The organism is Thiomonas delicata (assembly GCF_900088825.1).
Taxonomy (GTDB): domain Bacteria; phylum Pseudomonadota; class Gammaproteobacteria; order Burkholderiales; family Burkholderiaceae_C; genus Thiomonas_A; species Thiomonas_A delicata.
Genome location: NZ_LT592170.1, coordinates 1,793,822 through 1,807,857, shown reverse-complemented (window position 1 = coordinate 1,807,857; position 14,036 = coordinate 1,793,822). Strand labels below are relative to the sequence as shown.

Here is a 14,036-nt window from a genome sequence, read left to right as displayed (position 1 = left end):
CGCTGCGCCTCAAACCCCGCGCGATAGCCTTTGCACGACGACGTCACGCGTGAACAGCGCCAGCACGGCATCCACCGAAGGCGTGTGCAAGCGACCTGTCACGAGCAAGCGCAAAGGCATGGCCAACTGCGGCATCTTGAGCTGATGCGCAGCCACCACCTGCTTGATCTCGGCGCCAATGGCCGATGCCTCCCAGCCCTGCAAGACTGCCAGGCGCTGGCGCAAATCCTCCAGGGCTTCCTTAGCACTCGCCGTGAGATGCTGGGCCAGAACGTCGGCCGCCGGTTCGGGCGGCGCGTAGAACATGCCGCATAACTCGGCCACCTCGGCCAGGGTATGAGCACGCTCGCGCAACAGCGTCACCGCGGCTGGCAGATCGACGCCCTGTTCCTGCAAACCAAGCCGATGCAGGAAAGGCCGCACCAACCGCGCCAGTTCATCAGGGTCCAGGGCGCGCAGGTAGTGCGCATTCACCCATTTGAGTTTCTCACCGTCGAATTGCGCGGCTGAACGACCCAGATGCTCCAGGTCGAACCACTCGATGAATTGTTCGCGCGAAAAGATTTCGGCGTCGCCGTGCGACCAGCCAAGACGCGCCAGGTAATTCACCATCGCATCGGGCAAATAACCTTCATCGCGGTATTGCAGCACGCTCTTCGCGCCGTTGCGCTTCGACAGTTTCTCGCCCTGCTCGTTGAGCACCGTAGGCAAGTGCGCATAGACCGGAGGCTCGTGACCCAGGGCGCGGAAGATGTGAATCTGCCGCGGCGTGTTGTTGACGTGGTCGTCACCCCGAATCACATGGGTGATGCCCATGTCGATGTCATCGACGACCACGCAGAAGTTGTAGGTCGGCGTGCCGTCGGGCCTGGCAATGACGAGGTCGTCGAGCTCGTCGTTGGAAAAATCGATCCGTCCCTTGACCTGATCGTCCCACCCCACGCTGCCAGACGCAGGCGTGCGGAAACGGATCACGGGTTGTACCCCGGCCGGAACGGCGGGCAGCGTCTTGCCAGGCTCCGGACGCCACGTGCCGTCGTAGCGCGGTTTCAGGCCGGCTGCCATCTGGCGCTCGCGCAGGGCGTCGAGTTCATCGGTGCGCATGTAGCAAGGATAGGCGAGCCCGGCGTCGCGCAGTCGAGCGAGCACTTCGCGATAGCGATCCATGCGCCGCATCTGGTAGAATGGGCCCTCGTCGTAATCCAGCCCCATCCAAGCCATGCTGTCGAGGATGACCTGGACCGCCTCCTGGGTCGAGCGCTCGGTGTCGGTATCCTCGATGCGCAGGATCAAGCTGCCGCCGTGATGGCGCGCGAAGGCCCAGGGATACAGCGCCGAACGGATGTTGCCGAGGTGGATGAAACCTGTGGGACTGGGAGCGAAGCGGGTACGGACGGGAAGCTTGGGTGCGCTCATGCGTATGAAGACATTGAATGGCCCATCGGGCTCAGGCCAGGCTCTCGAGGCCCCGCGCCAGATCGGCCTGGATATCGGCCGGATGCTCGAGCCCGACCGCGATGCGGATCAGCCCTTGCGTAATGCCCGCTGCCTGGCGCTGCTGGTCGCTCAGACGGCCGTGCGTAGTGCTGGCCGGGTGGGTGATGGTGGTCTTAGTGTCGCCCAGATTGGCGGTGATGGAGCATAGCCGGGTCTGGTCGATGACGTGGAAGGCGCGCGCCCTGGCCTGCTCAGGATTTGCGGCCTTCACCTCGAACGCGAGCACGGCACCGCCCTGGCCCGATTGCTGCGCCATGGCCAGCGCGTGCTGGGGATGCGAAACCAGCCCGGGGTAGTGCACCCGACTCACTTCCGGTCTGGCTTGCAGCCACCGCGCGAGTTCCATCGCGCGGGCACTGTGCGCCTGCATGCGCAGCCCCAATGTTTCCATGCCCTTGAGGACGACCCAGGCGTTGAAAGGCGAAAGACTGATGCCGGCGCTGCGCTGCATGGGCAACAGCTTGCCCTCGACAATATCGCGGCTCGCGCACACGGCACCAGCAATCACACGGCCCTGGCCGTCGAGATATTTGGTTCCCGAATGCACGATGATGTCGGCGCCGAATTCGATCGGGCGCTGCAATGCAGGCGAGCAGAAGCAGTTGTCGACCACCAGCAAGGCGCCTGCTTCGTGGGCCAGATCGGCCAGTGCGCGGATGTCGCAAACCTCCGTCAACGGGTTGGTCGGCGTCTCGGCGAACAGCAGCTTGGTGGTGCCGGGGCGGATGGCCGCCTTCCACGCCGAGACATCGGTCTGCGACACGAAACTGCTCTGGACGCCGAATTTGCCAAACTCGCTCGCGATGAGCTTGATCGTGGCGCCGAACACCGACTGCGAGCACACCACGTGGTCGCCCGCCTTGAGCAGTCCCAGCATCAAGAGAAGGATGGCTCCCATGCCGCTAGCCGTGCCGATGGCATCCTCGGTGCCTTCCAGCGCGGCCAGGCGTTGCTCCATGCTGGCAACGGTGGGATTGGAAAAGCGCGAATAGATGAAGCCGTCTTCTTCGCCCGCGAAGCGCGCCATCGCCGTGGCGGCGTCGGGCTGCACGAAGCTGCTGGTCAGAAACAGGGCTTCGCTGTGTTCGCCATACGCCGAGCGTGGCAGGGCCTCGCGCACAGCGCGCGTGTCGAGATGCAAAGCGCTGCGGCCGGGTGCAGAGTCGTCCTGCTTCATGGCTGGGTCTCCTCCTGCACGGGGCTTTGCAGATTCAGACAACTGCTCGCCACGTCGTCCCGCGCCGCGCCGAGGCCGGACTTGAGCGCCGCATCGACATCGCCCGTGATGTAGCACCCATCGAAACACGAGGCCTCGAAGGCGCCGATATCGGGCCGCTCGCGGCGCACGGCGCGCTTCATGGCTTCCAGGTCCTGGTAGATCAGGGCGTCGGCGCCGATGATCTGGCGTATTTCCTCGACGTCACGCCCATGCGCAACCAACTCGCCGCTCGTCGGCATGTCGATGCCATAAACATTGGGGTAGCGCACCGGAGGCGCCGCCGAGGCCAGGTAGACCTTGCGCGCACCCGCCTCGCGCGCCATCTGCACGATTTCGCGTGAAGTCGTGCCGCGCACGATGGAATCGTCCACCAGCAAGACATTGCGGCCGGCGAATTCCTGGCTGATGGCGTTGAGCTTTTGCCGCACGGATTTTTTACGCACCGCCTGTCCGGGCATGATGAACGTGCGCCCGACATAACGGTTTTTCACGAAACCTTCGCGGTAGGGACGCCCCAGTTTCCATGCCAGTTGCATGGCCGACGGTCGACTGGATTCCGGCACCGGAATGACCACATCGATCTCGGTCGGCGGCATGGTCGAGATCACCCGCTGCGCCAGCGTTTCACCCATGTTCAGACGGGCCTGGTAAACCGAGATGCCATCGAGCACCGAATCGGGACGCGCGAGGTAGACGAACTCGAAAATGCAAGGATTCAGCGTTGGATTCTCGGCGCACTGTTCACTGAGCATGCGTCCTTCGAGGTCGACGAAGATGGCCTCTCCTGGCGCGATGTCGCGCTCCAGTTTGTAGCCGTTGCCCTCGAGCGCCACCGATTCGCTCGCCACCATGATGTCGCCCTGTTCATCCTGCGTGCCGAAGCACAGCGGGCGGATGCCGTAGGGATCGCGGAACGCCAGCAGGCCATGACCGGCGATCAGCACGACCACGGCGTAGGAACCGCGCACGCGGCGATGCACCGCGCGCACCGCCTTGAACAAATCGCCCGGCTTGAGAGGCAAGCCGTGTGAAGCCAGGTCGAGTTCGTGCGCGAGGACATTGAGCAGCACCTCGGAATCGGAGCCCGTGTTGATGTGGCGATGGTCGTTGTTCTTGAGTTCCTCGCGCAAGACGTCCGCATTCGTCAGATTGCCGTTGTGGGCCAGTGCCAAGCCGAACGGCGCATTGACGTAGAACGGCTGGGCCTCCTCCTCGCTGTCGGCGCTGCCAGCGGTGGGGTAGCGCACCTGGCCCAGGCCGTAGCAGCCGGGTAGCGCGCGCATGTTCCGCGTGCGGAATACATCGCGCACCATGCCGCGCGCTTTTTGCATGTAAAGCTTGCCGCCCTGACCGGTGATGATGCCGGCCGCATCCTGTCCCCGATGCTGCAACAGCAGCAGCGCGTCGTAAATCAATTGATTCACGGGCTGCTTCGAGACGATGCCGACGACTCCACACATGATGCGAATGCTCCTGGACTGAAACGCTGAATGATTCGGGACTTACTGTCGCGGCAAAACGCGTGCCGCTGCCGCGGGAAGTAGGGGTTCGATCGTCGCCGCGGCCGCGGCAGCCGGCGGGATGAACAGCGAAGTCCGCCAAATCGCACTATGCGGCAATCCGGTATAGCCTGCTGTCAGTACGGTCAACACCAGCAACACCAGACCTCGGGCCAAGCCGAACAGCGCACCAAGGCTGCGGTCCATCACGCCGAGTCCGGTCGAGCGCAGCAGCAAACGCATCACCGTGGCGAGCAGGCCCGCCGCCAGAAGGACCAGGATGAAACACGCCACCCAGGCGACCCCGTTGCGCAAGGCGCCCGCGGCGATCGCCTGCAAATAATGTTCGGCCACCCAAGGCGAAAACTGGTGCGCCAGGATGAACGCGGCCAACCAACCGCCGAGACTGATCAACTCATAAGCCGCGCCCCGCAGCACGCCCACCAGGGCCGATAGGCAAAGCCCGGCAAGAATGAACCAGTCGATGGCGTTCACAGCGTCAGCACGACGGCCTTCAAACCCAGCGCCCGGATGCGCGCCAACGCCTTGTCGGCCTGTTCTCTGCTGGAAAATGGCCCCACCCGCACGCGGATGCGCTTGCCCGCGTCGGTATCCACAACCTGGGTATAGGTCTTGAATCCCGCATGCTCGATTTTCTGGCGCACCTCATGCGCGGACTTGGTATCGGCGAAGGCTCCCGCTTGGATGACATAACGCGCCGAACTGGACGATGAACCGGACTTCGCCAGCGCCGCCTCGGCCTGGGACGTGCTGATCTGGTCGGGATGCTTGCCTTCCAGGGCGGCCAGGGCCTGGCGGGCGCTGGCAATTTGATGTTGCGACGGCTGCGGCTTGCCGTGCGCAGCGGGCGCCGCGCCCTTCGCGGCACCTTGCATGGCTTCTGCCGGTTGCTGCGGCTGGGGTGCAACTGCTTGGGCCTGCGCCGGCACCTGCTCTGCCGGAGTGGCCGCGGGCCGCGGCTGCGCGGCAACGGGAGCCTGTTGGCCGGTCGCAGCAGACGCGGGGTACGACCTGGGGGTTGCGCCTTGGGGCGTGCTGGCTGCTTTCGGGCTCGACTCGGCCACGGCCGCCGCGGCCTTCGCCTGCGCGGCGGGGATGCTCGCAGCAGGCGCAGGCAGGATGCCGGGCTGATTCTGCGAAGGAATGACCAGGGTCATGTTCGATGCCACTGGCTTCGGCTGGGTCTCGAAAATCAGCGGGAACACCACGACCCCGGTCAAGACCAGGGCCACCGCCCCGATCAGGCGGCGCCGAGCGCGCACGCGTAACGCTTCTTCGCTTTGCGCCTGCGTGTCGGCCAATCCGCGCGTGGCTGTGCTTGAGGCGTCCTTGCCGCGCTTTCCAGGAAGTTTCATGGGATTGGATGCGTCGAGTGGAGGCCGCGCATGCGCGGCACACCTTCCGCCATCACGCCGCCGACCGTGTAGAACGAGCCGAAAACCACGATTCTATCGGCCGGCTCGGCCGCAGCCGCTGCCGCGGCAAAAGCGTTTTGCGGATCGGCGTAAACACCTTGCACCCGGCTGGTCTTCGACAGCAAGGGCTGCAATGCGGCCTCGATGTCGCTGGCGCGGGCGGCACGCGGCGTGGGGAGATCGCAGAGATACCAGCGGTCGACGAGCGGACCGATGCGCGCCAGCATCTGCGTCACGTCCTTATCCGCCATGGCGCCGAACACGGCATGCGTGCAAGGCGCAAAACCCATGGCGTCCAGATTTTCGGCGAGAACCGCCACCGCATGCGGGTTGTGCGCCACGTCCAGCACCACCACGGGTTGGCCGGGCAGGACCTGGAATCGACCGGGCAATTCCGCACGCGCCAAGCCCTGCCGCACATCTTGCGCACTCGTCGGGAGCCGGTCTCGAAGCGCTTCCAGCGCGGCCAAGGCGGCGCTGGCATTGAGCAGCTGGTTGGCGCCCCGCATCATGGGATAGGCGAGTCCTCGGCGCTTGTGGTGGGGGCCCAGATAGTTCCATTGCTGCTGCCCTGAGGCGCTGAAATTGAACTCCGCCCCGATACGCCACAGTTTGGCGCCAAGCTTGCGCGCATGGCGCAGCACGCTTTCGGGCGGCGCCGGATCCGCAACAATGGCCGGGCGTCCGGCGCGCATGATGCCTGCCTTTTCATGGCCGATCGCCTCTCGGTCGGCCCCGAGGAACTGGGTGTGATCCAGCGCGATGCTGGTGATGATGGCGCAATCGGCATCGATCACATTCACCGCATCCAACCGCCCCCCCATCCCCACTTCCAGCACCACGGCGTCGAGCTTGGACTGGCTCAGCAGGCGCATGATGGCCAGTGTGGTGAACTCGAAGTATGTCAGTTCGACCGCCGGCTGCGTGCCGTGGCGCGCCAGTTCCACCGCGCGGAAGTGCTCCAGCAGAGCCGCCGCTTCGACCATCGTTCCCTGAATGCGGCAACGCTCTTCGAAACGCACCAGGTGCGGCGAGCCGTACACCCCGACGCGGTAGCCTGCGGCGAGCAGGATGTGTTCGATGAACGCGCAGGTCGATCCCTTGCCGTTGGTGCCGGCCACGGTGAACACCGGGCAGTCAAACCGCAGTTGGAGCGAGGCCCTGACCTTCTCGACGCGGTCCAGCCCCAGGTGGATGGCTTGCGCGTGCAGACGCTCGGCATGCGCAAGCCAATCCTGCAGGCCCCAATCCTGCATCGCCGGCGCTAGCGGGGGCGGCGGCCGCTCGGCCCGATCAGCCGGAGACGGCATCGGCGGGCTGCCGCTGCAGCAAAGCCAGCATGTGGGCAAGTTCGGTGCGCAACTCGCGGCGGTCGACGATGCGGTCGACCCCACCCTTTTGCAGCAGGAACTCGGCGCGCTGGAAGCCCTCCGGCAGCTTCTCGCGCACGGTGTTCTCGATCACACGCGGCCCGGCGAAACCGATGAGCGCCTTCGGCTCGGCCAGCACGACGTCGCCGATGAAGGCAAAACTGGCCGACACGCCGCCCATGGTCGGATCGGTGAGGACGCTGATGTAGGGAATGCGCGCCGCAGCCAGACGCGCCAGGGCGGCGTTGGTCTTGGCCATTTGCATCAGGCTGAGCAGCCCTTCCTGCATGCGCGCGCCGCCGGTGGCGGTGAAGCACAGAAAAGGCACCTTCTGCTCCAGTGCGGTTTCGACCCCGCGCACGAAACGCTCGCCCACCACCGAGCCCATCGAACCCCCCATGAATTCGAACTCGAAGCAAGCCACGACCACCGGGATGCTCTGAATGGCGCCGCCCATGACGACGAGCGCGTCGGTCTCCTGGGTGTTCTCCAGGGCCTCCTTCAGGCGCTCGGCATACTTGCGGCTGTCCTTGAACTTGAGCGGGTCGACCGGAAGCACCTCCTGGCCGATTTCGTACCGCCCCTCGCCATCCAGCAAGGTGTCCAGACGCATGCGCGAACCGATGCGCATATGGTGCGCGCACTTGGGGCAGACGTATTGATTTTGTTCGAGGTCCGTCTTGTAGAGCACGGTCTCGCAAGACGGGCATTTGACCCACAAGCCCTCGGGGATCTGGCGCCGGGAGCCGGATTCCGATTGTTGAATCTTGGGTGGAAGCAACTTTTCAAGCCAACTCATGGTGTTCTCCTCAAGTGCTGGCCAGCACGGCTGGCGCGTTGGCATGGGCGTCGATGGCCCGACGGATTTCGTGGACGAACCCGACGGCGTCCTCGATGGCGACCTCTACAGGCTTGTTTTCCATCAATTCGATGATGCGCGAGCCGATCACCACCGCATCGGCGCAGGCCGCGACGGCGGCGGCTCCCGCCGCGTCACGGATGCCGAACCCCACGCCGAGCGGCACCCGCACATGTTTGCGCAACTCCTGCAGCTTGCGACAGACCGCCTGGGCGTCGAGGTTTCCAGCCCCGGTCACGCCCTTGAGCGAGACATAGTAGACGTAGCCGCTGGCGAGTGCGTCGACTTGCCGCATCCTCGCCTCGGTGGAGGTGGGGGCGAGCAGGAAAATGGGATCCATGCCGGCGGCGCGAAGCCGGTTGGCGAAGTCGCCGGCCTCCTCGGGCGGGTAGTCGACCACCAGCACGCCGTCGACCCCGGCAGCCTGCGCCGCGGGAACGAAGTTCTCGACGCCAAAACGCTCGACCGGATTGGCATAGCCCATCAACACCAGCGGCGTGCCGGCGTCCTGTTGGCGAAACTCGCGCGCCCAGGCCAGCACCTGGGCCAGATCCACCCCGCGCGCGAGTGAACGCTCGCTGGCGCGCTGAATCACGGGGCCGTCGGCCATCGGATCGGAGAAGGGCACACCGAGTTCGAGCACATCGGCGCCGGCCTGAACCAGGGCATGCATCAGCGGCACGGTCGCAGCGAGATCGGGATCGCCCGCGGTGATATAGGGGATCAGGGCTTTGCGCCCGCCGCGCGCGAGGCGCTCGAAGGTGGTCGCGATACGACTCATCGTGCGGCTCCCTGACGGCAGGACGGACGGCAGAAGAACTGCGCGCCGGTGAGGTCGGCGATATTGCCGATGTCCTTATCGCCACGCCCGGAAAGATTCACCAGCAACACCTTGTCGCGTCCCATCTCGGGCGCCATTTTCATGGCCTGCGCCAACGCGTGGCTGGACTCAAGCGCCGGGATGATGCCCTCGGTGCGGCACAACCTGTGGAAAGCCGCCAGGGCCTCGTCGTCGGTCACCGAGACGTACTCGGCGCGGCCGATGTCCTTGAGCCAGGCATGCTCGGGGCCGACGCCGGGGTAGTCGAGTCCGGCCGACACTGAATGGGTTTCGATGATCTGCCCGCCCGCGTCCTGAAGCAGATAGGTCCGGTTGCCGTGCAACACCCCCGGAGAACCCGCGGACAGGGACGCGGCATGCCGCCCGCTGGCGAGGCCCTCGCCGCCCGCTTCCACGCCGATCAGGCGCACATTCTCGTGCGGGATGTAGGGATAGAAAATACCCATCGCATTGCTGCCCCCGCCGACGCAGGCCAGCACGGCGTCGGGCTGGCGACCGATCATCTCGGGCATCTGCACAAGACACTCGTCGCCGATCACGCGCTGGAAATCGCGCACCATCATGGGATAGGGATGCGGTCCGGCGACGGTGCCGATGATGTAGAACGTGTTCTCGACGTTCGTCACCCAGTCGCGCAGGGCTTCGTTGAGCGCGTCCTTCAAGGTCTTGCTGCCGGATTCCACCGGCACCACCTTGGCGCCGAGCAGATGCATGCGATACACATTGGGCGACTGGCGCTTCACGTCCTCCGACCCCATATAGACGACGCACTCCATGCCGTAGCGTGCGGCCACCGTGGCCGAGGCCACGCCGTGCTGACCGGCGCCTGTTTCGGCGATCACGCGCGGCTTGCCCATGCGCCGGGCCAGCATGGCCTGTCCGATGGTGTTGTTGATCTTGTGCGCGCCGGTGTGGTTGAGGTCTTCGCGTTTGAGAAAAATCTGCGCGCCGCCCAGTTCGCCGCTCAAACGCGCGGCGTGGTAGACGGGGCTTGGGCGCCCCACGAAATGCTTGAGTTCGCTGCGGAATTCGGCCATGAACTCGGGATCGTTACGGTAATGTTCGTAAGCGGCCTTGAGTTCATCCAGCGCCTTGAACAAGGTTTCGGCGACAAAACTTCCGCCGTAGGGGCCGAAATGGCCGCTGGCGTCGGGATAGGCATAGTTGAGCATGATGGAATTCGGGGTGCAGATTCGCGCGATTCGCGCCGGGAAACCGTAAAGGCAGTCAGCCTTGTGCGGCGGCATCCGCATCGCGCACGGCAGCAACGAAGCTGCGAATGGCCGATGCGTCCTTCACGCCCTTGGCCAATTCGACGCCCGATGAGACGTCAACAGCCCAGGGCCTGACCTGCGCAATGGCCCGCCCCACATTTGACGCATGCAACCCACCAGACAAAACGATGGGAAAGTTGGCGCTTTTTGGAATCAGTGACCAATCGAAGACCTCACCGCCGCCGCCGTAGGCCTCGACGTAGGCGTCGAGCAACAAGGCTTTGGCATCCGCGTATCGGGCTTTGAAGTCTAGCAAATCCAGCCCCGGCCTCATGCGGGCGGCGCGCAAGTAGGGATGCCCGGCTAGCGCACACGCCGCGGGCGTCTCGTCGCCATGAAATTGCAGCATCGCAGGGCGAACGGCATCGATCACGTCGCGCACCGTATCCTGCGCGGCATTGACGAACAAGGCGACTGTGCTGACAAAGGGCGGCAGCGCTCGGGCGATGCTGGCCGCCTGGGACAAGGTCACGCAACGCGGGCTCTTCGGATAGAACACCAGGCCGATGGCGTCGGCTCCGGCCTCCGCGGCGGCCAGAGCATCCTCGACGCGGGTGATGCCGCAGATCTTGATGCGTGTGCGGTGAAGGGAATCGGCAGGAAACGTCACGGATGTCAGGCGAGAAGCACCGGCAGCGCCCGCGCCGGTTCGGGCAGGCCGAATTCAACCGGGTAATGGGGGCCGAGAAAATATAAACCGTCGGGCATGAAAGTCGGCGCCGCCAAACTGCGTAAGCGCGCCATCAAGACATTCTGCAGCCATTCGGTGTCTTGCGCGCCGCTTCCGACGGCGATCAGGCATCCCATGATGTTGCGAACCATGTGATGCAGGAAGGCGTTCGCGTGGAAATCGAAGTTCCAGGTGTTTCCCTGGCAACTGATCTCGATTTCGTGCAGTGTCTTGACCGGAGAGCGCGCCTGGCACTGGCTTGCGCGAAAGGCCGAGAAGTCATGGCGGCCGATCAAGATCCGCGCAGCGGCGCGCATGCGTTCCAGGTCGAGCCTGGCATGCGTCCAGCCCACTAGCGATTCGAGCACCGCGGGCCGCACCGCCGACGCCAGCAGAACGTAGCGATAGCGCCGCGATATGGCGCTCTTCTGGGCGTGGAAATCTTCCGCCACGGCTTGCGCCCAGAGCACGGCAATATCGGGAGGCAGGAAGGAGTTGACGCCGCGCACCCAGGAAAACGGCGCGCGCTCGACCGGCGAATCGAAATGCACCACCTGCTGCAAGGCATGGACCGCGGCATCGGTCCGCCCGGCGCAGACCGTGCGCACGCCCTCGCCGACGAATCTGCGCAGGGCCGCCTCGAGATGGTCTTGCACGGCCTTCCCACTGGGCTGACTCTGCCACCCCAGATAAGCCGCCCCTCTGTAACTCAGCCCAAGGGCGATACGCATGAACCCGTGTTGTCAGGCCAACTCGGACAGCATTTTTTCAGCGCGTTCCTTGGTGGCGCCGTCGCTTTCGGCGATGATTTCCCCCAAGAGATTGCGCGCCATGTCCAAATCGCCCATGGCTCGGCATTCCTCGACCAGGGCCAAGCGTGTATCCAACCCTTGAGAAGCCCCTGGCTTCGCCTGAGGCTGCGACGCCGCCTGCGGTGCGGAAACCTCAACCGCAGGCGCCCGGAACGCAGACGGTTCGCCAGGGAGATCCAGCGACAGAGCGCCCAGATCGAACTCCAGCGGCTGCGCGCTGGGCGGCTCCCCAGGCTTCGAAGGAGAAGCGGCCGGCGGGGTCGGCGACGGAGGAGGAAAGCCGGACATGTCGAAGTTCAGGGCCGAATCGGGCTGATCCGACCCGGCGCCACCCGATGGGGCGGAGGGTTGGGAACCCTTAGCCGCGGCAGCTTCGGGCGCGGAAAGATTGAGATTCAAATCGAGCCGGGAGCCAGGCTCTTCGGCCTTGGCAGCAGCCGAGACCGTCATCAGCGAGGGTAGGCTGGTCAGCAGTTCGGTCGCCGGAACGGTTGCGGGCACAGCCATCAGCGACGACCCCGTGGGCGCAAAATCGGTTGCGGGTATGGTCGTCGGCGCGTTGATGGTGCTGGGGGGGACCGTGTTGTGATAAAGCGGGTTCACCGGATCGAGATTTCGACCGAGATCCTGGGCTTTTTTCCAGTCATCGCCGACACCTTCGGTCAGCGCGAACAATTCGGCCGCCGTCATTTCGAAAGAACGCACGTCCTTGCGCTTGGCATAGATTTCCAGCAGCTTCAGGCGGGCGGCGTTGCGATCGGGATGATTCTTGAGGGACTCCTTGAGAATTTCCTCGGCCTGCAAATCTCGTCCATAGGCCAGATAGACATCGGCCTCGGCAACGGGATCGACATCGCCCGTATCGAGTTGGCTCGGCGAATAGGCCACGGAGGAACCCAGGGTGCTGTTGCGCGTGTCCACCCGTTCCCCGCCGGTACCACCGAAGAAGCTGTCGGCCGCACTCAGGCGGCTGTCGAAGACCGATGTATCGCGCGCCGGCTTGGAATGCTGGCGACGGCGCATGAATGCCAAGGCCGCCAGCAAGAGCACGATGGCGCCGGCGGCAGGTGCGAACAGAGGATTGGCCAGCAAGCCTGACAGCCAACCCATTCCGGGCAACGCCGACACCGCCGGCTTGTTGGTGACCAGCGTGGGTTTGACGGCCGGCTTCGGTTTCGAAGCAGGCGCCGCAGCGGGCAAGGCAATCGCAGATGGCGTCGCGGATGCCGCCGGTTTGGCCACGGCAGCTTGAGCCGAAGACGACGACGCGCCAACCGGAGCTGGCGCAGCTGCTGACCCTGTCATGGCCGGGCCGCTCGTTGCGGCACGGACGGCGGCGCTGGCGCTTGCCGCGAGCTTGGACAACGCGGCGACGTTGGCTTTGGTTTCAGCCAACTGATGCGCCGTCGATTCGGCCTGCTTTTGCTTGGCGATCTCGCTGGCCTGTTCAGCCTGCTTTTGCGCCGCGGCGCCCACCGTCGCCTTGCTCAGCTTCAGTTGTGATTGGGCACCGGATGCGCCGGCAGCCGGCTCCTGCACTTCGGCCTGAACCTTGCCAGTCGCCTTGCGTGCATTGGTTTGTTCCTGCGGCGCGGCCTGGCTGGTCATTTCGGCCAACCTGCGTCGATAGGCCTCGAAATCATGGCTCTGCACGACGACGACCTGGTGCGCCTGGCTTTGCGGAATGGCCTGCACCTCCTGTGCACCTGGAATGCGCAGGATGGCGCCCGAGCGCAGCAAGTTCATATTGCTGTCGATGAAGGCTCCGCTGTTGGCGCGGTACAGGGCCGTGAGCATTTGGTCCAGCGACGCGCCTTCGACGCCGAACCTCTGGGCAATGCTGGAGAGCGTGTCCCCTTGATGCACGGTATAGGTGCTCGCGGCGGACGGCTGACTCGGCCGAGCTGCAGGCCTGGGAGGTGCGGGCGTGGGAGGTGCCGTCTGGCGCTTGCTTTCTTGTCCCGCGGAAGGCGTTTGCTGGGCCAGCGGCGCCTGTTGCGCCGGAGCCTGCGGGGCGATCTGGGTTGCTGCTTGCGGTTCCTGGAAGGACGGCGGATCGAACAGGAGGGTGTAGTCCCGCGTCAACTCGCCATTGGCCCAGTATGCGCGCAACAACACGTCGACGAAAGGTTCCTGCACGGGGCGTGAGCTGGTCAGGCGCAGATAAGGCGTGCCGTCGGGACGATGTTCCAGTGTGACCGTAAGGTCGGGCAGAATGCTGCTGTAGTTGAGCTTGCGCGACTGGAAAGCTGAAGCAGGGGCGATACCAACCTTGAGCGACGAGGCTTCGTTGGGCGTGATCTGGGTGATGTCGATGTCAGCGTGAAGGGGCTGACCCAGCGCGGACTTGACGGTGGCGTGGCCCAGACCGAACGCATAGGCCTGGGAAATCGCTCCAGGCAGTGCTGCCAGACACACCAAGCCGACGGCATGACGCCAATTGGCCACTTTGAACCCCCTGTATTGAGCTTTGGTTTTGTTCACGGCACGCTGCAGATTGATGGTCGAAACAACATAACATCCGCTAGTTAGGCTGACAAGCTCGGCCAAATACTGAAG

At 64.7% G+C, this 14,036-nt stretch carries 12 protein-coding genes; all 12 read right to left on the bottom strand.

Features of this window, described 5'->3' with window-relative positions; genetic code table 11:
- Positions 1-9 precede the first annotated feature (9 nt).
- Genes gltX through THIARS_RS08565 form a run of 12 tightly spaced genes read right to left on the bottom strand, consistent with a single transcriptional unit; the run spans position 10 to position 13,961 of the window.
- A complete protein-coding gene (gene gltX / locus THIARS_RS08620; RefSeq protein ID WP_094160294.1) occupies positions 10-1,416 on the bottom strand; it encodes a glutamate--tRNA ligase in 1,407 nt (468 codons plus the stop codon).
- 31 nt (positions 1,417-1,447) lie between these two features.
- Positions 1,448-2,674, bottom strand: coding sequence for an O-succinylhomoserine sulfhydrylase (locus THIARS_RS08615; RefSeq protein WP_094160292.1), 1,227 nt, complete (start codon positions 2,672-2,674; stop codon positions 1,448-1,450).
- Positions 2,671-4,176, bottom strand: a complete 1,506-nt coding sequence (gene purF / locus THIARS_RS08610; RefSeq protein ID WP_094160290.1) for an amidophosphoribosyltransferase — start codon at positions 4,174-4,176, stop codon at positions 2,671-2,673. Before purF ends, THIARS_RS08615 begins: the two co-directional genes overlap by 4 nt.
- Positions 4,177-4,218: 42 nt before the next feature.
- Positions 4,219-4,710 (bottom strand): CvpA family protein, encoded by a 492-nt coding sequence (locus THIARS_RS08605; RefSeq protein ID WP_186436610.1) that lies wholly within the window; start codon positions 4,708-4,710, stop codon positions 4,219-4,221.
- On the bottom strand, positions 4,707-5,591 hold the full coding sequence (locus THIARS_RS08600; RefSeq protein ID WP_094160286.1) for an SPOR domain-containing protein: 885 nt from the start codon (positions 5,589-5,591) through the stop codon (positions 4,707-4,709). Before THIARS_RS08600 ends, THIARS_RS08605 begins: the two co-directional genes overlap by 4 nt.
- Complete coding sequence (folC, locus tag THIARS_RS08595; RefSeq protein ID WP_094160284.1) at positions 5,588-6,907, bottom strand: bifunctional tetrahydrofolate synthase/dihydrofolate synthase; 1,320 nt, start codon at positions 6,905-6,907, stop codon at positions 5,588-5,590. Before folC ends, THIARS_RS08600 begins: the two co-directional genes overlap by 4 nt.
- Before the next feature lie 37 nt (positions 6,908-6,944).
- The gene (gene accD / locus THIARS_RS08590; RefSeq protein WP_094160282.1) at positions 6,945-7,820 is read right to left on the bottom strand and encodes an acetyl-CoA carboxylase, carboxyltransferase subunit beta; all 876 of its coding nucleotides are present in this window, start codon (positions 7,818-7,820) and stop codon (positions 6,945-6,947) included.
- A gap of 10 nt (positions 7,821-7,830) precedes the next feature.
- Complete coding sequence (gene trpA / locus THIARS_RS08585) at positions 7,831-8,661, bottom strand: tryptophan synthase subunit alpha (protein WP_094160280.1); 831 nt, start codon at positions 8,659-8,661, stop codon at positions 7,831-7,833.
- Entirely contained in the window at positions 8,658-9,893 is a 1,236-nt protein-coding gene (gene trpB, locus THIARS_RS08580) for a tryptophan synthase subunit beta (protein ID WP_094160718.1), read from the bottom strand. The genes trpA and trpB overlap by 4 nt, the downstream gene beginning before the upstream one ends.
- A 55-nt stretch (positions 9,894-9,948) precedes the next feature.
- Complete coding sequence (locus THIARS_RS08575) at positions 9,949-10,605, bottom strand: phosphoribosylanthranilate isomerase (RefSeq protein ID WP_094160278.1); 657 nt, start codon at positions 10,603-10,605, stop codon at positions 9,949-9,951.
- A 5-nt stretch (positions 10,606-10,610) separates the two neighbouring features.
- Positions 10,611-11,396 carry a tRNA pseudouridine(38-40) synthase TruA gene (truA, locus tag THIARS_RS08570; RefSeq protein WP_094160277.1) on the bottom strand — a complete coding sequence of 262 codons (786 nt, stop codon included), beginning with the start codon at positions 11,394-11,396 and terminating at the stop codon, positions 10,611-10,613.
- Positions 11,397-11,408: 12 nt separating this feature from the next.
- Positions 11,409-13,961, bottom strand: a complete 2,553-nt coding sequence (locus THIARS_RS08565) for a FimV/HubP family polar landmark protein (protein ID WP_186436609.1) — start codon at positions 13,959-13,961, stop codon at positions 11,409-11,411.
- Between the last annotated feature and the right edge of the window lie 75 nt (positions 13,962-14,036).

Coding starts and splice junctions, on each gene's coding strand:
- gltX (WP_094160294.1), bottom strand. CDS start 1,416: ATGAGCGCACCCAAGCTTCCCGTCCGTACCCGCTTCGCTCCCAGTCCC.
- THIARS_RS08615 (WP_094160292.1), bottom strand. CDS start 2,674: ATGAAGCAGGACGACTCTGCACCCGGCCGCAGCGCTTTGCATCTCGAC.
- accD (WP_094160282.1), bottom strand. CDS start 7,820: ATGAGTTGGCTTGAAAAGTTGCTTCCACCCAAGATTCAACAATCGGAA.
- trpB (WP_094160718.1), bottom strand. CDS start 9,893: ATGCTCAACTATGCCTATCCCGACGCCAGCGGCCATTTCGGCCCCTAC.
- purF (WP_094160290.1), bottom strand. CDS start 4,176: ATGTGTGGAGTCGTCGGCATCGTCTCGAAGCAGCCCGTGAATCAATTG.
- folC (WP_094160284.1), bottom strand. CDS start 6,907: ATGCAGGATTGGGGCCTGCAGGATTGGCTTGCGCATGCCGAGCGTCTG.
- truA (WP_094160277.1), bottom strand. CDS start 11,396: ATGCGTATCGCCCTTGGGCTGAGTTACAGAGGGGCGGCTTATCTGGGG.
- trpA (WP_094160280.1), bottom strand. CDS start 8,661: ATGAGTCGTATCGCGACCACCTTCGAGCGCCTCGCGCGCGGCGGGCGC.
- THIARS_RS08600 (WP_094160286.1), bottom strand. CDS start 5,591: ATGAAACTTCCTGGAAAGCGCGGCAAGGACGCCTCAAGCACAGCCACG.